Source organism: Carboxylicivirga agarovorans (genome assembly GCF_050589845.1).
Lineage (GTDB): Bacteria > Bacteroidota > Bacteroidia > Bacteroidales > Marinilabiliaceae > Carboxylicivirga > Carboxylicivirga agarovorans.
In genome coordinates this window covers 1-21,362 of the sequence record NZ_JBNGPA010000001.1, presented here as the reverse complement: position 1 = coordinate 21,362, position 21,362 = coordinate 1, and the positions used below count along the sequence as shown (strand labels likewise).

The 21,362-nt window shown below is 38.3% G+C and carries 15 protein-coding genes and 1 rRNA gene; 9 read left to right on the top strand and 7 right to left on the bottom strand.

The window, feature by feature from the left end:
- Positions 1-55: 55 nt before the first annotated feature.
- The 3 genes from ACRD69_RS00080 to ACRD69_RS00070 all read left to right on the top strand — a co-directional run bounded on the left by ACRD69_RS00080 (position 56) and on the right by ACRD69_RS00070 (position 4,825).
- Positions 56-745, top strand: a complete 690-nt coding sequence (locus ACRD69_RS00080; RefSeq protein WP_430813010.1) for a head GIN domain-containing protein — start codon at positions 56-58, stop codon at positions 743-745.
- A 129-nt stretch (positions 746-874) separates the two neighbouring features.
- Positions 875-2,719: a DUF3857 domain-containing protein gene (locus ACRD69_RS00075; RefSeq protein WP_430813009.1), complete on the top strand. Its 1,845-nt coding sequence runs from the start codon at positions 875-877 to the stop codon at positions 2,717-2,719.
- A gap of 141 nt (positions 2,720-2,860) precedes the next feature.
- Positions 2,861-4,825 (top strand): DUF3858 domain-containing protein, encoded by a 1,965-nt coding sequence (locus ACRD69_RS00070; RefSeq protein ID WP_430813008.1) that lies wholly within the window; start codon positions 2,861-2,863, stop codon positions 4,823-4,825.
- A gap of 230 nt (positions 4,826-5,055) precedes the next feature.
- Here ACRD69_RS00070 and ACRD69_RS00065 read toward each other — a convergent pair whose 3' ends face one another.
- The 4 genes from ACRD69_RS00065 to ACRD69_RS00050 all read right to left on the bottom strand — a co-directional run bounded on the left by ACRD69_RS00065 (position 5,056) and on the right by ACRD69_RS00050 (position 11,828).
- Positions 5,056-5,874 carry a CPBP family intramembrane glutamic endopeptidase gene (locus ACRD69_RS00065; protein ID WP_430813007.1) on the bottom strand — a complete coding sequence of 273 codons (819 nt, stop codon included), beginning with the start codon at positions 5,872-5,874 and terminating at the stop codon, positions 5,056-5,058.
- A 138-nt stretch (positions 5,875-6,012) separates the two neighbouring features.
- On the bottom strand, positions 6,013-8,112 hold the full coding sequence (gene recG / locus ACRD69_RS00060; protein WP_430813006.1) for an ATP-dependent DNA helicase RecG: 2,100 nt from the start codon (positions 8,110-8,112) through the stop codon (positions 6,013-6,015).
- Between the two features lie 350 nt (positions 8,113-8,462).
- Entirely contained in the window at positions 8,463-9,977 is a 1,515-nt protein-coding gene (locus tag ACRD69_RS00055; RefSeq protein ID WP_430813005.1) for an arylsulfatase, read from the bottom strand.
- A gap of 276 nt (positions 9,978-10,253) precedes the next feature.
- Positions 10,254-11,828 carry an arylsulfatase gene (locus tag ACRD69_RS00050; protein WP_430813004.1) on the bottom strand — a complete coding sequence of 525 codons (1,575 nt, stop codon included), beginning with the start codon at positions 11,826-11,828 and terminating at the stop codon, positions 10,254-10,256.
- A 356-nt stretch (positions 11,829-12,184) separates the two neighbouring features.
- Here ACRD69_RS00050 and ACRD69_RS00045 point away from each other — a divergent pair, with 356 nt between their 5' ends.
- A complete protein-coding gene (locus ACRD69_RS00045) occupies positions 12,185-13,303 on the top strand; it encodes a hypothetical protein (protein ID WP_430813003.1) in 1,119 nt (372 codons plus the stop codon).
- Positions 13,293-14,498: a hypothetical protein gene (locus ACRD69_RS00040; protein WP_430813002.1), complete on the top strand. Its 1,206-nt coding sequence runs from the start codon at positions 13,293-13,295 to the stop codon at positions 14,496-14,498. The genes ACRD69_RS00045 and ACRD69_RS00040 overlap by 11 nt, the downstream gene beginning before the upstream one ends.
- 286 nt (positions 14,499-14,784) lie before the next feature.
- Here the strand turns inward: ACRD69_RS00040 and ACRD69_RS00035 are convergent, their stop codons facing one another.
- Positions 14,785-16,023: a hypothetical protein gene (locus ACRD69_RS00035; protein ID WP_430813001.1), complete on the bottom strand. Its 1,239-nt coding sequence runs from the start codon at positions 16,021-16,023 to the stop codon at positions 14,785-14,787.
- Between the two features lie 83 nt (positions 16,024-16,106).
- Positions 16,107-16,541: an FKBP-type peptidyl-prolyl cis-trans isomerase gene (locus ACRD69_RS00030; protein WP_430813000.1), complete on the bottom strand. Its 435-nt coding sequence runs from the start codon at positions 16,539-16,541 to the stop codon at positions 16,107-16,109.
- A gap of 86 nt (positions 16,542-16,627) precedes the next feature.
- On the opposite strand from ACRD69_RS00030, the gene ACRD69_RS00025 reads away from it, so the two are divergent.
- The 3 genes from ACRD69_RS00025 to ACRD69_RS00015 all read left to right on the top strand — a co-directional run bounded on the left by ACRD69_RS00025 (position 16,628) and on the right by ACRD69_RS00015 (position 18,617).
- Positions 16,628-17,416 carry an O-methyltransferase gene (locus ACRD69_RS00025; protein WP_430812999.1) on the top strand — a complete coding sequence of 263 codons (789 nt, stop codon included), beginning with the start codon at positions 16,628-16,630 and terminating at the stop codon, positions 17,414-17,416.
- Between the two features lie 75 nt (positions 17,417-17,491).
- Positions 17,492-18,196 (top strand): ABC transporter ATP-binding protein, encoded by a 705-nt coding sequence (locus ACRD69_RS00020; protein ID WP_430812998.1) that lies wholly within the window; start codon positions 17,492-17,494, stop codon positions 18,194-18,196.
- 199 nt (positions 18,197-18,395) lie between these two features.
- Positions 18,396-18,617, top strand: coding sequence for a DUF2795 domain-containing protein (locus ACRD69_RS00015; RefSeq protein ID WP_143304314.1), 222 nt, complete (start codon positions 18,396-18,398; stop codon positions 18,615-18,617).
- A gap of 39 nt (positions 18,618-18,656) precedes the next feature.
- On the opposite strand, the gene ACRD69_RS00010 is transcribed toward ACRD69_RS00015, so the two are convergent.
- A complete protein-coding gene (locus tag ACRD69_RS00010; protein WP_430812997.1) occupies positions 18,657-20,249 on the bottom strand; it encodes an OstA-like protein in 1,593 nt (530 codons plus the stop codon).
- A gap of 1,020 nt (positions 20,250-21,269) precedes the next feature.
- Between ACRD69_RS00010 and ACRD69_RS00005 the strand changes: the two genes are divergently transcribed.
- Positions 21,270-21,362: ribosomal RNA gene (locus ACRD69_RS00005) — 16S ribosomal RNA — on the top strand; the annotation flags it as partial.

The window sequence follows — 21,362 nt, the reverse complement described above, 5'->3', positions numbered from 1 at the left end:
GTAACTATATTAATAAGGCAAGCGTCCTATTATCTAAACACATAAACTTTAGCATATGAGAAAGATTACACTAATTGCCCTGATCGCATGTTTTACAGGTCTTACTTTTGCCCAGGAAAAAGAAAAACGCAGTGTTGGTGATTTTACCGCTGTAAGTGTTTCATCTGGTATTGATCTGTACTTAACCCAGTCTGATGCAGTAGCTCTGGAAGTTGAATGCCTTAAAGATGATCTTCATAAATTGAGAACTGAAGTAGAGGGATCTACCTTAAAAATTTATATGAAAGGGAACGGTAGCTGGAACTGGAATAGTAAATCAGTGCCAAAAGTATATTTGTCATTTAAGCAATTGGAAAAAATTGTAGCCAGTGGAGGTTCTGATATTTATGGACAAAATACCATAGAACAGGAGTATTTGAAAGTTAGCACCAGTGGTGGGGCTGATATATACGTAGAGGTTAAGACCGGCGAATTAAAGCTGACAACTTCCGGAGGTTCTGATATTAAAATAAAAGGAACAACAAAGCAGTTGATTGCTTCGTCCAGCGGTGGTTCTGATATTAATGCCCGTGAATTAAAAGCACAAAGTGTCAAAGTAACCACTTCGGGTGGTTCTGATGCCATTGTATGGGCTGAAAAAGAAATAACAGCCAATGCCAGTGGAGGAAGTGATATTGTTTATTACGGTAATCCTGAAATAAAACAATTAAACGAATCCGGAGCAGGTGATATTAGTCATCGCTAAGGTTAACAGATATTTAAATGAGCCGCATCCCTTTGGTTGCGGCTTTTTTATTATGTAGATATTATCAAAATAATTAGTCTTCTTTATGATGTATAGGTAAAAATATTATCTTCATAAAAAAATATTCTAATGCGCCTATCCCTCATTTTATACCTGTTGTTAACAACAATGGTTAGTGTCTGTGCACAAGTGCCCGATTGTCAGGTTAACAACTATCATAGACAAGTAATTCTAAGGAATAATAAAATAGTTAAACTTACCGAAATAGAATTACAGATTAATTCGGCAAAAGGAACGGATTATGCTGAAATTGAGATCCCTTATACCAAGGGGAATAATATTAAGGAGTTGGAGGCGGGTATTTATGATCTGTTTGGGAAAAAGATTCGTAGCCTTAAGAATAAAGATATCCTTCGTTCAAATGTATTTTCCTATGCATCATTCCATAGTGATGATATGAAACTTTCATTCGAAATGATTCATAACCGTTATCCTTATATCGTCAAATACAGTTATGAAGAGGATACAAATGAATATTTGTACATCGCTAACTGGTATCCGAGGTGGTATAAGAAAGCACCTGTAAAAAATGCTTCGCTTACAGTTAACCTACCTGTTGATTTTCCCATACGATTGATTCAGTATGGGCTTGATTCGGCTGTGATAAAACGAAATCAGGATGCGTATATTTATAATTGGACGGCTAAAGATGTGGAATATGTTAAAAGACAAAAATATGGCCCAAAATATATAGAATTACAGCCACATGTAGTTATTATACCCGAACACTTTAAATATGGGGTAAAAGGAAGTTCCAAAAGTTGGGTGGATTTTGGAAAGTGGTCAAGTGATTTAAAAGAAAACACGGATTACCTTACCGATGATGAAAAGCAGAAGGTGATGGAATTGACGAAAGATTGTATTAGTGATGTAGAAAAAATCAATGTCCTGTATAAATACATGCAGGATAATACTCGCTATATAAATGTGTCATTGGATATTGGTGGTTTAAAGCCGGAGACGGGAGCCTATGTATGTAAAAATAAATATGGTGATTGTAAGGCTTTAACAAATTACATGTATACAATGCTGAAAGAAGCTGGTATTCGTTCAATATATACCAAAGTATATGCCGATCGTTATCCTGTTCCCGTTAACAAAGAATTTCCATCGCAACAGTTTAATCATGTAATATTGTGTGTGCCGCAGCCAAATGATACGATTTGGCTCGAATGTACTGATAATACAGCACCATTTAATTATTTGGGATCTTTTACTCAAAACCGCACAGTGCTGTTGGTTGATGGCAATGAAAGTAAACTGACCAGAACACCTGCTTTAAAGTTGACTGATGTTGCAAGCAATTACTCTACCAAGGTTACAATTAATAAGGATGGCGAACAGAAAATGTCGAGTGTTGCTGTTATAAAAGGGCCGGTGTTTGACTATTTAAAAGGTGTGAATGATGCTTTGCCTCAACGCGAAAAAATGGACTATCTGGATGAATTGGAGTTGTTTGAGCAAGCTGATATAAGTGATTTTAATATTAATCGGACTGATCGCGATTCAACTTATTTGACTTTGGAAATAAACGCGGCATTAAATAATAACGTGGAACCCATTGGTTCAAGAGCCTTAATAAAGCCGTTGCGGTCATTTTACTTCAAGTTGGAAAAACCTGAAAAGAGAACACAAGAACTTCGGTTTGCCTATCCCTTTAATGTTACAGATACGATTCAATATACCTTGCCGAGAATGATAAAAAGCGTGGCAGGAATACAAAATGAGCTTATTGAATCGGATTACGGACATTATAAACGTGAAGTAAGTTTTGAAGGTAATGAGCTTATGATCATCAGGCATATCATCATTCAATCCGGCGTTTATCAATTGAGTGAATACGCTGGTTTATATGCGTTCATCCGTGATTGCAGGAACAAGGAGCTTCAAAAGGGTATGGTAAACTATCAATAATAACATTTATTCAATACCTGGTAAAGCTGTCATGTGCAGGTTAATCGCAATTGACAAATCGAGATTGATTAAACTTTACAAGAGTGTTTAAAAGGTAAAAGTCCGAACAGGTTCTGAGAACTAAAAATAAACTATAAACAGATGAAAACATTTTTCCCATTTATAATTCTACTATTTTGGGTCGTCACTCTATCAAATGCACAACAAACAGAGTTTGGTGTTTTAAAGCCATCAGATGTTGAATTAAAAGAGTGCGAATTTGAAAAGGACGCACCAGCTGTTGTTATTTTCGACAAAGGAAATTCCTGGTTTGTAAGGGAGGATGAGGGGTTTGTCCTTCGATTTGACCGACATGTCAGAATTAAGATATTCAACGAGGCTGCTTTTGATAAAGGGGAGTTTGAAATTCTATTGTATAAAGGTGATGACAGAAATGAAAAAGTAGATGAAATAAAGGGCTTCACTTTCAATATTGAAGGTGGGCAAATCAAAAAAGTGGCACTTGATACTAAGAACGTTTATTCAGAGGACTATAACCAGTATATGTATTTGAAAAAATTTGCCATGCCTAATGTTAAAGAGGGGTGCATAATAGATGTGTCATATTCAGTATTTTCACCATTTTTTATCCACTTTAAAGATTGGGAATTTCAAACGGATATACCAACCTTATATAGTGAATACAAAGTGAATATGATTCCTTTCTACTCATACCGTTATCGTATTCAGGGTAGTAGTCGCATGGATCATTTTAAGAGTTATGAAAAAGGTGGGATTGAACGTAGTTTTGCCGGTATAACATTCAAGGATATGGTATATGAATTTGGTTTGAAAAATGTACCATCTTTTAAAGACGAAAGCTTCATCTCTTCACGTAATGATTACATTAAAAAGATTGATTTTCAGATATCGGAAATTAATAACCCAGGGGGATATAAAAAGCAATACATGAATACCTGGCCTTCGCTGGCCAACGAAATGCTTGACAGAACCAGTTTTGGTAAATACCTGAAAAAAGCTGAAAAATGGGGTGCTAAAACTTTAGTTTCCTTGGCTGATAAGCCTGAGGAAAAACGATTGGATGAAGTGTTAAACTATATGAAAAAAACGTATAAATGGGATGGTTACTATGGTAAAAATGCTTATTCATCGTTTAAAGAATTTAATGAGAAGCTGACGGGTAATGTCGGAAATATTAACCTGAGTACGACAGGTGCACTACGAGCAGTTGGTTTAAATGCTTCTCCCGTTATTATCAGTACCCGGAATAATGGTAAGGTCAGTGATAGTTTTCCGTATTCCAACCTGTTCAACTATGTGGTAGTATTGGTAGAGGTGGATGGCAAAAAACGGCTGGTTGATGCAACCGAAAGTATGTGTCCGAACTATTTAATTCCTTCACGCTGTATCAATGGCAAAGGCTTTATTATTGAAGAGGATAGTGAAGAATGGGTAACTATATCGAATAATGCCCTATCGCTTGAAGAATTTAATCTTGTTTTGCAAATTAATCCGGAAGAAGGAGAGGTGGAAGGACGTTGCATGTCAAAAACAACCGGCTACATGGCTTTGGCTGAACGACAAGGTTATCATCGCGATAAAGAGGAATTTGAAAAGGCCTTTATGAATAAAGGGATTAATATAGTTGATGAAATAAATGTTGTAAATCTGTACGAAAAAACATTGCCATTTAAGTATAACTTTGATTTTACACAGTCACTTGATCAAATAGACAATCAGTTGATTGTATCGCCATTTGTAAATATCGCCGAGAAGGAGAATCCGTTTAAGCAGGAAGAGCGCTTATTGCCAATTGATATGGTATACCTGGTTGGAAATCGATATATAGCGACAATTGTGATACCCGAAGGCTATAAAGTGGATGAGTTGCCATCGCAACGTAGAATAAACACGGATAATGTGTCCTTTAATTACATTGCCAAAGTACGGGGCAATAGTATTCAGATTGTAGCTGATTATAGTTTTAAAAAGCAAAGTTATCCTTCATCGAGCTATAAGGAATTGAAGCGCTTTATGAATGAGGTGACATCGAAAGTAAATTCTAAGATTATTTTGACTAAAGAAGATAATGTTGCAACCCTTTAGGAGATGAGGGAGATTGCTTTTAAGTCGTCCCAGGGATAATCTAATTGAAAAGAGAATCTACAAATTAAAAGATATTTCACGCAAAGCACGCAAAGTAACCTTATATACTTTGTGAGCTTTGCGTAATTCTTAGCGGCCTTATCTTGAAGTGTAAATTTAAAACATTTATTTCCAGCTATTTAATAAAAGTGAGCTGTCTTTATGGCACTTTATATCAAAGGCATTCTAAACTATTCCGTTTGATTTAACCGCACCGTTGAATCCGTTTTACCAAACTCTCGTTTTAATACTGTAAGGCACACTGCTGCAATAAGTAGTGCAGATCCGGTTACTGCAATAGCATTGGTTATTCCTCCAAACGATTCAGCAAATGACTGATCAAACATTGCTTCTTCGTCTATGAAGAACTTTAAGAAAAACGCACATGAATTAACAGCAGCATGAATGAGCATGCTGATGGATAGACTTCTGGTATGGAAATAAACCCAGCCGATAAAAACACCAATAACCAGTCCTGTTACGAATTGCCAGGGATTAAGGTGTACAAAGCCAAATAAAAACGATGACCAGAATATGGCTTTAGCGGGTGAGTACTTTTTTAACATACCATCTAATATAATTCCCCTGAATATGAATTCTTCAAAAACAGGAGCAGCTATTACCAACATAATAAAGGCTCCAAAACCTTTAAGCGATGCGATCTCTTTAAACATTTCCTTAATCAGATCGGGCATTGGGATGAGACTACTAATCGGGTTAACGATGCCAAACAGTAAACCTATAGCTCCCAAAATAATTATAGGTAACAAACGGCCGTTTTCTATTTTGAAAGGATAGCTTTTTATTCCACTGGCATTTTTACGGATGAGATAGGCAATAAAGGCAGCAACAGCCATCATTAGAATGTAATATGTCATCATGGCGTATTCTTTACCTATAATAGGTAGTAAAACGGTATTGACAGGTGTAAATAAAAGCATGCAGAGAATAACAATTCCTGTAATCCCCCAGCTCTGGGCCAGACTTGGGTATGGTTTTGTACTGTTCATTGTCATAATAGTTTGTTAATGGAACTAAAGATAGTTATTAACCTGAGTTCAACATTAAATTTTGACATCAGGTTCGTATCAATTATGCTCAATTATTCAAACCTACACCATAAATCATCATCTGTTAACTCTAATTTTCTAACTTATCATGCTCCAGTTCATTTTTTCACTGGCCAGTTTTTTCAGCTGCTTAGTGAGAATGAAGTTTTCCTGCTTTTCAAGCAGGGGATCATCAGCTAATATGGCTTCTGCAACCTGACGTGCAAACTGGAGTATTTGACCGTCGCGCCCGAGGTTGGCAATTTTAAGAGAGAATGGAAGGCCTGATTGTTGTGTTCCTTCCAAATCACCAGGGCCGCGCAATTTAAGGTCGGCCTCAGCAATTTCAAAGCCATCGGTTGAGCGTGTCATGATATCCATACGTTTCCTGGTTTCTTCAGACAGTTTATAGCCAGTCATTAATATACAAAAGCTTTGGTCGGCCCCGCGACCAACACGCCCACGTAACTGGTGTAATTGAGACAAGCCAAAGCGCTCAGCACTTTCAATTACCATAACCGATGCATTAGGTACATTAACACCCACCTCAATAACAGTTGTTGACACCAGGATTTGTGAACGGTTAGAGGCAAATTCCTGCATTTCGGCATCCTTCTCGGACGGCTTTAGTTTGCCATGTACCATACTCACTTTGTGATCGGGAAAAACACGTTGCATATATTCGTACCCTTCAGCCAGATTCTTGAAGTCCATCTTTTCCGATTCTTCGATCAATGGATATACAACGTAGACCTGACGACCTTTATCCAATTCACCTTGGATGAACTTGTTAAGGTTGTTTCTGCGGTTATGAAAATAATGGGCCGTTTCAATGGGCTTACGTCCGGGAGGAAGTTCATCGATCACCGACACATCCAAATCACCATAGATGGTCATGGCCAGGGTACGTGGGATTGGAGTAGCTGTCATGACCAAAACATGAGGTGGTTGGCTGTTCTTTTTCCATAGTCTGGCTCGTTGTGCCACGCCAAAGCGATGTTGCTCATCAACTACCACCAGACCAAGGTTCTTAAATACAACTTTGTCTTCAAGCAAAGCATGGGTTCCAATAAGTATTTGCAGTTCACCTGAACGGAGGTCGGCATCAATTAGTTCACGTTCTTTCTTTTTTGATGAGCCCGTTAGAAGAGCTACTTTGATACCCAATCCCTCCACCATTTCACTGATGGTTTCAAAGTGCTGGGTAGCTAATATCTCAGTTGGAGCCATCAGGCATGCCTGAAAACTGTTGTCAAGAGCAATCAGCATTACCATCAATGCCACTAATGTTTTTCCCGAGCCAACATCTCCTTGTAATAGGCGATTCATCTGTTTGCCTGAACCCATATCACGCCTTATTTCTTTAATAACCCGTTTTTGAGCGTTGGTCAGTTCAAATGGTATCTTTTGTGAATAGAATTCATTTAAAAAATCACCAACTGTAGCAAACAGGTGGCCTTTTATGGCTTTACTTCGCTGGTTGCGTTGGCGAAGTATGTTGAGCTGTATATAAAACAGCTCTTCAAACTTAAGGCGCAGTTGGGCTTTTTCAAGCAGTTGGGCATTGGGTGGAAAATGAATGGCCTTAAGTGAGTCATTCAGATTCAGAAACTTATATTTTTCAATTATGCTGGCTGGCAAGCTCTCAGGTATTTTACCCTGAAAAGACAGAAATACGTTCTGCTGAAGTTTTTGAATCGTCTTTGAATTCAAAAAGCCTTTCTTCATCTTTTCAGTTGTATTGTAAAAAGCCTGAAGTGCCGATGATATTTTAGGCTGAGATTCGTTTACTTTCTCAAGCTCCGGATGAACAATGTTTATTTTACCATTAAAGGCTGTAGGTTTGCCAAAAACAATGTATTCGGCTTCAGAATTAATACCCTCCTTAACGTATTTATGCCCTTTGAACCAAACTAACTCCAATATGCCGGTACCATCAGAAAAGGTTGCCGTCATCCTGCTTTGTCTCCCGGAACCAACTGTGTTAAGAGAAGTGAAACGTCCTTTGACCTGAATATAAGGCAGTTTGGTGTTAATATCCCTGATAGAGTAAAACTTACTTCGGTCAACATATTTATAAGGGAAGTAATATAGCAAATCCTCATACGATCCAATTTTAAGCTCTTGCTTCAATAGCTCGGCTTTTTTTGGTCCCACGCCTGGCAGGTAATTGATATTTTGCATCGAGAGGTCTGACATTGATGCAAAAATAATAATTATTCGATTTTCTTGATAAGAACTGTCTGCTTTTGCCAGTAGTCAAACAGCTGTTTGCTGCCAATCAATATTAATATCAGGCTTTTGTCCTTATATTTATTAAAGCCGTCATTGTGTCAATAACTTTATTTCAGGAGAGTGCTTCTATCGATACATCCCTTTTTGATCAATGGTATTATGCAGAGAAGACATCAGGGCACCAAGTTTAAGTCTTAGTGATCCTGATGTCTACATCAATAATTGTCAATATTGCACAGCAATAAAGTGATGCTTAAAAGCTACCTTTTTTAAGAATTGTTGTAAAGTACTTTTTTGTTAAAGCTTTCGAATGACTATTGTGCATTAGGATGCGCGGTCATAGATTGAACAACTTTGTCAACGCCCAGTGATGAACCTCTTACTGGAGGGAACTCCTTAAAGGTAGCGAGAAATTGTCCTACAACATCCTGTGCCGGAACAAATAACCACATGTTGTCAGCAAACCAGCGGATGTATAAGGCAGATTTCCATGATACTTCGTAAGGATCGGCCCTCAGGTTGATAGCTATTGGCCAGGAAGGAGTTTTTCTGTAAGCTTCGTTGATGGAGCCTTCCATTAAAGTAAAGTGCAGTTTCCAATCGTTATATCGCACCGCATTAAGATTACCACCGGCATCAAAGTAAAATATCTCTTTGCGTGGGCATGCTTCTGCTTTGCCTTGCCAGAAATCTAGCATGTTATAACCATCCAGATGGAGTTTGAAAGTTTTGTCTCCGGCTTGATAGCCGGTGAGAAGTTGTTCTTTCACATCTTTAACACCTGCAGCAGCTAACATTGTTGGCAGCATATCTTCATGGGAATGAATATCATTGAATATTGTGCCAGGTTCAATAACGCCTTTCCATTTGATCATACATGGAACTCTGAAGCCACCTTCCCAGGTAGTACCTTTTTCCCCTGCAAAAGGAGTAGTACCGCCATCGGGCCAGGTAAATTTCTCGGCACCATTATCTGTAGAATACATGATCATGGTATTGTCATATATGCCAAGCTCCTCTAGTTTGGCCAATACGCGACCGATCTGTTTATCGTGCTCTACCATACCATCGGGGTATAAGCCAATGCCGGTTACACCTACACTTTCTTCTTTAAGGTGTGTCCATACGTGCATGCGGGTAGCACTTAACCAAACAAAGAAAGGTTTGCCCTCATTGTGGGCTTTTTCAATAAATGCAATGGCCGCGTCAGTAAACTCATCATCTGCCGTTTCCATTCGTTTGCGGGTAAGTGGACCTGTGTCTTCCACTTTTCCGTCAGAATAAGAATGTAAAACACCTCTAGGACCATATTTTTTATGGAATTCAGGATTCTTGGGGTAGTAATAAGTTTCTGGTTCTTCTTCAGCATTCAGGTGGTACAGGTTGCCAAAAAACTCATCAAAGCCATGATTGGTAGGTAAATGTTCATCCCGGTCGCCAAGGTGATTTTTACCAAATTGACCGGATGTATAACCCAGTGGGCGTAATAGCTCAGCTATTGTTGCCTGATTATCCTGTATGCCTTGCTTAGAACCTGGCATTCCAATGGTTAATAAACCGGTTCTGAACGGGTGCTGACCCAATACAAAAGCAGCACGACCAGCAGTGCATGATTGCTGTGCATACCAATCGGTAAACATGGCACCTTCTTCAGCCAGGCGATCAATATTGGGCGTTTTATAGCCCATCATGCCATGGTTATATTTACTGATATTAGCCCAGCCAATATCGTCACCCCATATAACCAGAAAGTTGGGCTTTTGGTTTTTTTGAGCATTAATGCTTATACCAATTGCGATTAATGCAAGAAGGAAAAGTGTTTTCTTCATAGTACATGTATTTGAGATGAATGATTATCTGAAGGGTAATTGTGTATTGGTAGTTGTGCCTTTTGTAAAGAGATGTATCAGATAATTATTACTCAGGATTAAACAAAAATTTAATTTAAGGAGAATAAATTTCCATAGACGAACTGTAAATGTCAATTAATGAGAACTGTTTTTGTGTTAAATGATGTTTATGCGACCTTTAACCTAAGGTAATGTGATAGCAAAAAAAAGATGCCTGATTAACCAGGCATCTTTATACGTAATTTTTATTGTTTGCTATTTCGAACCCGAACTGGTCTGGAGTTTCTCCATAACCTGATCAAGAGAGAAGCTGGCGGCTTTTTGACGTGGAGGATACTCCTGGAATGTCATTAAGAAATTACCCACATAGGTTTGTGCCGGAACCAACAAGAATACCCGGTCTATCAACCAGTCATAATAGGTGTTTGATGTTATAGGTGCTCTTTCGTACGGATCTCTTCTTAAATTCAGGATCAAAGGAACACGTAAAGGTACAAATGGTTCCATCCAGGCTTGTAATGTCGCTTCAACACGTTGTTCCATAAAGATCAACTTCCATTGTTCATAGCGTAAAGCGGTAAGGTCACCATCATCTGAAAAGTAGAAAATTTCTTTTCGCGGACTTGGTACACCCTGAGGATTTTTAAGATGCTCAGTAAGATCATAACCATCCAGATGTACTTTATAATCTCTGTTTAATGTTTTTGACTCATGACCTTCAAGCAGTTTACTTTTGATATCATCCTCTCCTGCAGCAGCAAGGAATGTTGGTAGCCAATCCATATGGTGAACAATACCGTTACTTATTGAGCCCGGCTTAACAACGCCTGGCCATCTCACCATACATGGTACACGCCATCCGCCTTCCCAGTTGGTATTCTTTTCGCCCCTGAATGGCGTGGCAGCAGCATCAGGCCATGTGTTATAATGAGGACCATTATCTGTTGAATAGTGTATGATCGTGTTGTCAGCGATGCCTAATTCATCGAGTAAATCAAGAAACTGACCAATGTGCATATCGTGTTCAAGCATACCGCATGTATACTCGTCTGCATTGGGATATTGCTTTTTGATCTGAGCCATTTTTGCCTCACTCACGTGCGTTCTGAAATGCATACGTGTACCGCTCCACCATACAAACCAAGGAATCCCTGCTTCTTCCTGGCGACGGATGAAATCAAGAGCCGCGGAAACCGTTTCATCGTCAATTGACTCCATGCGCTTTTTTGTTAAAGGACCTGTATCTTCTACTTTTCCGTCGGCTGAAGATTTGATGACGCCACGAGGACCGAATTTTTCGCGGAAGGTTGTGCCGTCTGCCAGAACCATATCACCCGGGTAATCTTCATTTTCAGGCTCTTCTTCTGCATTAAGGTGGTATAAGTTACCCAGAAACTCATCAAAGCCATGATTGGTAGGCAGGTGTTCGTCGCGGTCTCCAAGGTGATTTTTACCAAATTGACCGGTTGCATAGCCCTTATCCTTCAGCAGGCCTGCAATTGTCGGATCCTCTATCTGCATGCCAAGTTCAGCGCCTGGTAAGCCAACTTTTGAGAGACCTGTTCTGAATACACTTTGACCCATTATAAAACTTGAGCGCCCTGCTGTACACGATTGCTCACCATAATAATCGGTGAATATTATTCCCTCGTCTGCAATGCGATCAATGTTGGGTGTGGTGTATCCCATCATTCCCATTGTGTATGCACTGATATTGGAGCGCCCAACATCATCACCCCAAATAACTAATATGTTTGGTTTTTTGCTTTTTTGGGCGTTCATCAATGGTGCCATCATTAAAACAGCGACCAGAATTATTAAATTTTTCATGTGGCTAAAAGTTATATTAATAGTGATAATTAAACGATTACGAATATTGATTGTTCATTTAGTTATTTAAGGTAGATGAAAAATGCAGTAATTGTCAAGCATTGCATATTTTAAAGGATAAAAAATAATAATGCCTGCTATCATTAAATATAAGTGACGTGAATGTATGATATAGATATAACAAGTCGATTAGTAAGCGTGTTGGGTGAGCTAAGGTGAGCTTTCATGTCTTTCTTTCATCATTAAGTATCTGTCAGAACCTTGAAATTTAATATGTCAGAAAACTGATTTTTAGTTTTAGAATTGATTAATCTAATCTTTTAACAGACATTGTAGTTTAGAAAAATTATTTGGCTATGAGAAAAAGCTTCTTATTGATCATCTTACTGCTGGCGGTTGTTGTTGCGCAGGCCCAAACATTTAGTAATAAAGTAGTGGGGAAGGAAAATGTTGAAGAAATTGACAGTTTAAGTACTACCAGCTATCCCTATTTATTACCCATTTGGGGCGAAAAAGTAGCTCAAATGGGATTTGAATTGCCTTATTCAGCAGGTTTAAGTGTGCAATACGTCTGGCAAGAGTCGGATATTTTAATCGATAATTTAAGAGTCGGGTTTAATAATGGAGAATTGTTCGCCTTAGATGAAATAGTTCGTTTTAGTAATGCTATGGCAATCACAAACGGTGTGAACTTTCGCCCCGATTTCTGGCTTTTCCCCTTCTTAAACATATATGGTATATTCGCTAAATCAGAAAATCAAACGGCGGTAGATTTTGGTGTATATGCACCAGGAAACATTGAGCTTGTCGACGGCGAGCTTAACTGGGAGTGGACCAGTGTATTGGAAACAGGTACAACAGCTAAATTTGATGCCACCAGCTTTGGATTTGGAATAACTCCTACCATGGGTGTTGGAGGTGGTTTCCTGGCTCTGGATATGAATTTTACATGGACTGATATCCCGGAGCTTGATAAACCCGCAAAGATCTTTATTTTTGGCCCTCGTTTTGGAAAGAACTTCCAGTTCAGGAAACCCGGACAAAGTATTGCTGTCTGGGTTGGTGGCTTTAGAGTGAAGATGAATTCAGGAACCAGTGGTTCATTATTGATCAATGAGTTAATTCCTGGTTTTGAAGATATGGTTAATGCTGGTCTTGAAAAAGTCGATCAGCGACACCAGGAGGTTGATGAATGGTGGAACGGATTAAGGGATTGGGAGCGACTGTTGCCTGAAAATATTCGCACTTATACCACTACGAAAGCCAAACTTGGTTTGGCCGGAACAGCACTTGATGCTGCCTCTCGTGCCGAATCTGTTCAGTATGACCTGGATAAACGTCCGGAGAAAATGTGGAATTTTATTGTTGGTACACAATTTCAGTATAATAAAAATATAATGTTACGGGCCGAAACTGGATTTCTGGGAGCACGGAAACAACTTATTTTAGGTTTACAATACCGATTTGGATTATAAAAAAAACAACCGTATACAGAGCAGGATAAAATACCTGTTGATAGCTTGTATGGCACTTTTGTCATCAAGGTATGCCGAAGCGCAAAGTAAAGTTGACTCGCTTATTTCAAAGGGGCAGTATCTGTCTGCATTTGAGCGTCTGAACAATGCTGATTCATTGAGTCTGGACCAAAGCCTGAAAAAGGTTGACCTGGCCATGAATTACCATTTGAATTGTCAGTATTACCGGCAATTTTCATTTGCGGATTTACGTCAGGGAGAGCGCCTTGACGAACTAAGAAAAGATAATGTTTATGGAGCAACGCCGGTAAAGTTTCATGTCGATACTGCCTTGCTGGCACTATATGATAGCTACCCCAATGATCACAGGGTCGCCAAGGCATTAGGTGATTTTTATAACCGTGTGTATTATGATTTTGGCGATAGTTGGGGCGAACGAGCAGAAGCATTGCTCAAAAAAAGTAATAGCTATTATATGCAGGCTTATGAGCACGGTGTATTTGATTATTACAGCCTGTATGCACTGGGCTATTTTCAGTCGGTGTTTCAAAATTATTTTGAAGCCCAGAATTGGTTTCTCAAGTCATTAAAAATGAATCCTGATGTGGCTTTGACAAACTATAGCCTCGCAGTAACATATTTATTTGACGGATTACCGCAAAAAGGAATAAGCTTTAGTAGAAGGGCCTATGAGCTTTATAATGATTCAATAAGCAAGTCAGATGCCGCACGCATAACGGGGATCTTATATATGAAGAATCAACAGCTTAAGCTGGCTAATGATTACTTTGAAAAGGCAGATTTACTTCATCCCAATTATAAACCCAATCAAATGTATTTGTTAAAGTCTTCATTGTTAATGGGTAACGATTCAGTTTGTGAAAAGCTAGGGATTGAGATATTAATAAGGTCCCCTTACTCGCCTGAAGTTCCCGAAGAATTCAACAGTTTATTTTTAAAGGAAGAGAGGGGGGAACTCCTAAGCTCTATTTACGATGAGGTGCTTGACGGTATCATAGGCAATTATGAAGCCTGCGGAAATATACGTTTCCATTATGGAAAGTTGCTTTATAAAAGTGGTGAAAAAAGAAAAGCTAAAAGTATGATCAAACAGGCGAAGAAAGATTTTGAAAGGGTGTTTGAGAAAGATCACCAGGTTTTTGATGTCATTGAGCAAACCCTTGACAGACTTTGAGTAGCGTGAGTATAAGTTGCGAATTAGGGCCGTTTAAATTCAAAAGGTGACAAGTATCATGAATTTTTAATTTTTTTATACAAAAAAATACATTTTAGCTATTGAACTCTCAAATAAAATGATAGTTTTACATCGGTTTAAAAATAACCGTATCCAATGGTGTCATTGGTTTACCTGCAACGGGAGGTAATTTTTTTCGCATTATTAAATGCGATAATATCTGAGAGATGCAAACAGAATTTGTCGTAATTCTTAAATTTTCCACTAAAGCCTCTCTCAGATTTTTTTATTCATCAAATCCTGGTCTGACAAATGCTCTTGCATCAGGAATTAATTCTTCAAGCTCGTTTCTTAATTTTGATAAATGCCTCAGAAGGTTCAATACGCTATCTTCTTTGTTGGGTATGTATCCCATAATGTTTTCCCAGGCGCAAATACATTCATCAATGGCAATTAACGCAATTTTAGCAGAACCTTTAGCGTCATAATGCTCAAGGTCGTTTTCGTTAGCCAAGCCGTTAATAGCTCTGTTAACCTTGGCCGGAATAAAAAGTTGAAACCAGGTGACCGTTTCCGTGTCTTTTTCTATGCTGGAATCAGAGTGTGTAATAATTCTGCTTTCCAGCTCCATCTGGTTAGATTCCAACCACCTTTTTACCTTTTCGGCATATGATTCAGCCTGCTTTTCGAGCGCATGCTTTGGTTTTGTGACAATGTTTTCATCATCCATTTCTGATAGGGCGTCATCAATGGTGATACCTTGTCTGCTAAGCTCTTCTTCCAGAATTTCTGTTGTTGCCTTGAAAATAACTTTGAGTTGTTTTTCGCTTTCTGCCTTATCGTTTTGATGAAGGTTATCTATTTCAGTATTCAACGAATACGAGCTGCAGCGATCTGTAAAGGAACAATTTTTACATCGACCATCGCAATAGTTGTGAATGCCAGTGATAAAATGGTCAGCCCGAGGCTCTTTCATGATTGACTTTACACGTTCTATATCTTCACGCATAGAAGCCTCTTCTTCTTCAGAATAATTAGGAATCAGGTTGTTGAAATCTATCAGTCCTTTACTTAAGTGATGGTTGCAGTCCGAATCATCTTTAAAGCTCTGGCAAACATTGCAATGTCCTGGAAAGGGGCATTTATTCTCGTCAAACTTACATGTTTCTATTTGAACAATGCCTTGCTGACAATATACATGTTCTGAGCTCCAGTGGTCGATAATAAACTCATATTTAACCGTGTCAGTAACGTTTTCCGGAAACATGAATTCCCAATTGTAGGCCAGTAGCAGTTTTTCAATAGCCTGCAGCAGGGTTGATAGTTGTGTCTCAGATAGTTTATCAGGCGCGGGAAAGTTAAATTTGTCAATGCCCACCACTGATGATATCATCTCTGGCTTACCCTGCAGGAATTCTTCAGCAAAATGTGGCTCGATCTCAAGTTCATGTTCTTTGCCATTTTTTACAGCTTTATTTTCTGCCTCCTCTATAAGTTCTAATAATTGTTGAATATATGTATTCATTCAGGTTGTTCTATTCTCGGTTTTCTTATTAGCTAAACAACTCCTGCCTGAAAGTGTTTAAAACCGAGCGAAAAGAAGTGCAATTAGTCGATGACCTCGAGCAGTGAAACATCAAAAATAGTTAAGGCGTAGGGACCAATTCTTCCGCCCGACCCTTTTTTACCCCAGCCTAATTCCGATGGAATGTAAAATTTATAACGGCTTCCTTCTGACATCATTTGCAAGCCTTCTGCATATCCTTCGATTGTTTCTTCTAAATTGAATTCAAGGGGTGTAGCATCTTTATAAGTGTCGTCCAGCATTTTTCCGCCAAGAAGCATAGCGCGCTGATGAACTTTAACGGTGGAGCTTGAGTGAGGCTTAGTTCCTGATGTGTCTTTGATTATTTCATACTGCAAACCAGAGGATGTTTCAAAAATACCATCCTTATTTCTGTTTTGTGTTAAAAACTCTTCTGACTTTTTACGGTTTTGACCGGCTGAACCACTATTTTGTTTTTTACCTTTGCCTTTTCCCATTTAATATATAGTTTGGTGCAAAGATAAGTGCTTTCTATAATTGAATAAAAAGGGCTTGTGATTATACTTTCAAATAGTTGCCTCGAATGAATTTATTTCAGATAAAAAGTTATATAAAATACCGGCTTAAAGCTCGCTATAAAAAAGGCTATGGCTTGCACAGTCCGTTTGTGTTTAATCTTGTTCGCGAAGTGTTTTACAGTACATACAGGTATTATGCGTTTGATAGCATTAATGACTACCGGGAAAAGCTGAAACAGTCTGATGTTAAAATTGAACCGGTCGATTATGGTGCCGGTAGTGTTGCCTTTCACAATAAATCAAGAAAGGTATCTGATATGGTTTACAAGTCTTCTGTTGCAGGAAAATATGGGGAACTGTTGTTTCGTTTACTGCAGGAGTTTAAACCTGTAAGTGTTTTAGAACTTGGCACCTCAATTGGTATAAGCTCTCTTTATTTATCCTTATCTGACAAACGAAGACCGGTGTATACCATAGAGGGATGTGACAATACCGCCCATGTCGCGAAAAATACATTTGAAGATATGGCCTGCCATAATGTTAATCAGGTGGTTGGGCAATTTCAGGATGTTTTACCAGACCTGTGTGCACAATTGAAACAGCTTGATTTTGTGTTTTTTGATGGACACCATGAAAAAAATGCGACCCTTAATTATTTTAATAACTGTTTACCATATGCTGTCAATGATTCTGTATTTGTATTCGATGACATACACTGGTCAAAGGGGATGGAGGAAGCATGGGAGATTATTTGTTCGCATCCAAATGTTACTGTTTCCATGGATCTGTTTCAGTTGGGTATAGTTTTTTTCAGGAAAGAATGTCAGAAGCAGCATTTCGTTGTTCGTTATTGACTTTTTATACTTACGTAAAAAGTTATATTTGTAATAATTAAGCTTAATACCTAACAACTGAAAATTCTTGAGCTGATGAAAGATCAAGTTATTGAGATCAACGAAATTAAAAAATTCTACCAGGTAGGAACAGAGGTGGTGAAGGCGCTGCAAGGAGTGTCACTGACTATTAACAGGGGAGAGTATGTTGCCATTATGGGACCCTCTGGTTCAGGTAAATCTACACTGATGAATATTATCGGAGCACTTGATACACCAACCGGAGGTAGATATGTGTTAAACGGAACAGATGTTAGTTATTTGACAGACGATAACCTGGCCGAAATACGCAATAAAGAAATAGGCTTTGTCTTCCAAACGTTTAACTTATTGCCCCGTTATTCGGGACTCGAAAATGCAATGTTACCATTGATATATGCAGGTGTTTCGAAAAATGAGCGTCTTGCCCGTGGTAAAAGCGTTATGAAAAGTGTTGGCCTTACTGACAGGATGCATCACAAACCCAATGAGATGTCTGGTGGACAAAGGCAGCGTGTTGCCGTTGCCCGTGCATTGATCAATGATCCTTCCATTATCCTTGCCGATGAGCCAACCGGAAACCTGGATTCAAAAACATCGGTAGATATTATGCGCCTTTTTGATGAAATACATCAACAGGGGAATACCATTATTTTGGTTACGCACGAAGAGGATATTGCACAACATGCACACCGTATTATTCGACTGCGCGATGGGCTTATTGAATCAGACCTGGTTAATAATAATGTAATGGCCTTATAAGTAGTAATTTTTATTTATCAGGTCGTGGAAAATTATTAAAGAGCTTTTTTTAACCCTGATTAAGCTTCATTAATCAAACATTTATGCCGTAGAAGAAATTCCATTCAATACGAAGTTGTAGGATTGGAATTTTTTTTTATATTCGCAGATAACTAAAACAAGAAAGAACACAATTTTATTAATGTTAAATTGAGTTGCTATGTATTGGACACTCGAACTTGCCTCTAAACTGGAAGATGCGCCATGGCCAGCTTCAAAGGATGAATTGATTGATTTCGCAATTCGTTCAGGTGCACCTCTCGAAGTAATCGAGAATCTTCAAGAAATAGAGGATGAAGGGGAAGTTTTTGAAAGTATTGAGGATATCTGGCCAGATTATCCTAGTAAAGAAGACTTCTTTTTCAATGAAGACGAATATTAAGAGAGCAAAAAAAAAAGGGGCTTATGCCCCTTTTTTTATTTAATTTTCTGTGTCTCCAAATTCATATTCATCATAGTCATTTTCCAGGGCGTCCATCTTAGGCATTTCAACATGTCTGAAAATGTCCCATCGGTTTTTGGGTCGTATCAACTCAAGCCACACAAATCCCTTTAGTTTTACATCTTCATCAGGCAATAGGTAAGGAGGATTCAGGTTGCCATTAGGGTCTGTTTTTAACGTTATGCCTGTTATTTGCCTGTTCTTAAGGAATAGAGTTAATGAGCTGCTTTCAGCACGGTTAACACCAATGACAGCTTCTCTGTCTTTAGGGTAATATATGGTTTGTCCGTTGCCGTCAACATCAATCCGGTATAGTTGGTTGTTTTTAATATAACCGGTCATGTTCCGGCCTTTAATTTGATTGAAGCTAAGGCTATCCTCCGGGGCAATAATAAATGCCGAATTAATGAGTTCAGTCTTATACAATGCGTTATTTCTGCTATACATCTTAATTGTCTGAGCAGTCATTTGATTGCCCTGTGCCCATATGACCGGAGTGTTGTAAAATGTATTGGTCGAATCGCGCATGTCGTAAACCATGGAGTCGCATCGTCCTTGCATATCAGGTCTGAAAAACTTCACATTATAGTATGCTTTTACCAGTCTGCTCTGTTCTTCAGGTAATGGTATTGCCTGCAGCGTGTCTGCATGAAGGTATAAGGTGTCGTTCTGGTAAATCTGGAGTAGCTGGGCTTTTTTAGTTGCTAAGGCATATTGTGATAATTCGTTGTAGAAACCATAGTCTCCTGTAATTATCATGTTATTGGTTGTGTCATGTAATTCAAAATTCTGGTGGGCTTCACCTAAGCCTTCGCGACGGTCATAATAAATAGTATCTCCTTTAAGCAGATTTTCTTTGCCCTGAACATAGCTTTGAGTATCTCCTTTAAAGAGCTTTGCTTTATCATTCATAGTGTCGTATTCTCCGTTTTCACTATAGATCAGGTTCTCATCGCTGTGGATAAAGGTCGGGCCTAATATGCTGGCGACTTCCGTGACCGTATGGTATTTAAGAGTGTCAGAGAAAATTGTATACTTTGGATTGTGAACAACAACAGAATCTTTGAAATGTACTTCACTCAAATTCGGGTAATAATAGCCCAGGTCACTAATTAATGTGTTATTGCCACTCAGTACTTCTCCGCCGTTAAAATAATAACCAAAGTTATTGACACGATCGTAATCAAGAAATTCAGTTAATACAGTAATGTCTTGCTTTTCAATTCGAACGTTTTCCCTCACCCTGGCAATCCCTTCGTTGCTGTTGTAAGTTAGGTAATCACCATACAAATGAATGGAATCGTTCTGTATGATATGGATATTATTAAATGCTTCAATGAAGGTCGAATCATTGTAATTGTGATGATAGGCGCTGTCACAATACATCAATGTGTTTTGATGTTTAAGTTTTACGTTGCCTGTTAGCAGTGTAACGTTTTTACCCAAATCTGGTCTGCCACCTCCTGAGTTGGCATGTTCAATGGTTACTCTGCCTTTCTTTTGAGCGCTTATAGTGAAGTTAAATCCAAGAGTAATTATTACTGTAAGTATAGATAAAAGTCTTATCTGCATTCTGTCTGATATTATTTGAAGGGTGTAAAGTTGCTAAAAATTATGCGTTATTTAAAGTTGTATCATGTTATCAATATTGCTGCATACAACTACTTTTTAATTCCTAAGCTTAATTTATAGACCATTACTTCATTAGATACACGTAATAAATAGTCAATAATTCGTTTTCAAACAGAGAAGATCACCCTTTAGATAGGAACTGAAAAATTGATCTTACTGTTTATTATTCATTCAGATGTCCGATCAATTTATTGTTTGACCATAGGGGGTACTTTTCATTCTCGTTCTGACTAAACCCAGTTTAAACACATAATAAACACATACCAAATACAGATTAAATTCAGCCTGAGTCGAATTTAGTCTGAGTTTGGTATGTGTTTAGTCTGAGTTTAATTTGAGTTTAATTGGAAAGAACTAACAGGCGACTAGCTCTTAAAAACAGCATTGATAAGCTGACTGAAGAAGGCTCCATCAAGCACCCTCAAATTTCTTAAAAAAAATATTCCACCGATAATCACCATCAAATCAACTCTTAAGCGCCGACCGGGAAAGATTCCTTCAAAAAAATGTGATTTTACATTTGGAGATACGGAAAAAACTCCCTTATTTTGCACCCGCTTTTGAGAACAACGGTTCATCTGAAAGGCCCAGTTGATAAGGGATTTAGCTCGTTTATCGACACATAATGACAGGCAAAGTGAAAGGGAGTATTGACAACAAAAGCCGGGTATGTTATCTTGCAAGTTCGCGTCAAAAAATAAGTCAAAAAATTTTCAAAAATAATTTTGGAAAATAGAATAAAAACTTCTTACCTTTGCAGCCGCTTCTCAAACGAGAGAGGTTGAAATGAAAAGAAAAGGACAGTGGTGAAACACTCACTTTTACAAGAGCGAAAAGCTCAAAAGATCTTTGAAAATATTGGATAGTACCTATTTTAAACGATAAAATAGAAAAGGTAAAAAGTGAAACCTGAAGTCAATTAGAGCTATTAAAATTTCTAGAGATATTTAAAATTTTAATACAACGAAGAGTTTGATCCTGGCTCAGGATGAACGCTAGCGACAGGCCTAACACATGCAAGTCGAGGGGTAACGATGTAGCTTGCTACAGGCG

Bases quoted from the DNA above. Each gene is read 5' to 3' on its own strand.
- ACRD69_RS00055 (WP_430813005.1), bottom strand. From the start codon at position 9,977: ATGAAGAAAACACTTTTCCTTCTTGCATTAATCGCAATTGGTATAAGC.
- recG (WP_430813006.1), bottom strand. From the start codon at position 8,112: ATGTCAGACCTCTCGATGCAAAATATCAATTACCTGCCAGGCGTGGGA.
- ACRD69_RS00065 (WP_430813007.1), bottom strand. From the start codon at position 5,874: ATGAACAGTACAAAACCATACCCAAGTCTGGCCCAGAGCTGGGGGATT.
- ACRD69_RS00035 (WP_430813001.1), bottom strand. From the start codon at position 16,023: ATGAATACATATATTCAACAATTATTAGAACTTATAGAGGAGGCAGAA.
- ACRD69_RS00070 (WP_430813008.1), top strand. From the start codon at position 2,861: ATGAAAACATTTTTCCCATTTATAATTCTACTATTTTGGGTCGTCACT.
- ACRD69_RS00050 (WP_430813004.1), bottom strand. From the start codon at position 11,828: ATGAAAAATTTAATAATTCTGGTCGCTGTTTTAATGATGGCACCATTG.
- ACRD69_RS00075 (WP_430813009.1), top strand. From the start codon at position 875: ATGCGCCTATCCCTCATTTTATACCTGTTGTTAACAACAATGGTTAGT.
- ACRD69_RS00030 (WP_430813000.1), bottom strand. From the start codon at position 16,541: ATGGGAAAAGGCAAAGGTAAAAAACAAAATAGTGGTTCAGCCGGTCAA.
- ACRD69_RS00080 (WP_430813010.1), top strand. From the start codon at position 56: ATGAGAAAGATTACACTAATTGCCCTGATCGCATGTTTTACAGGTCTT.
- ACRD69_RS00025 (WP_430812999.1), top strand. From the start codon at position 16,628: ATGAATTTATTTCAGATAAAAAGTTATATAAAATACCGGCTTAAAGCT.
- ACRD69_RS00010 (WP_430812997.1), bottom strand. From the start codon at position 20,249: ATGCAGATAAGACTTTTATCTATACTTACAGTAATAATTACTCTTGGA.
- ACRD69_RS00045 (WP_430813003.1), top strand. From the start codon at position 12,185: ATGAGAAAAAGCTTCTTATTGATCATCTTACTGCTGGCGGTTGTTGTT.
- ACRD69_RS00020 (WP_430812998.1), top strand. From the start codon at position 17,492: ATGAAAGATCAAGTTATTGAGATCAACGAAATTAAAAAATTCTACCAG.
- ACRD69_RS00015 (WP_143304314.1), top strand. From the start codon at position 18,396: ATGTATTGGACACTCGAACTTGCCTCTAAACTGGAAGATGCGCCATGG.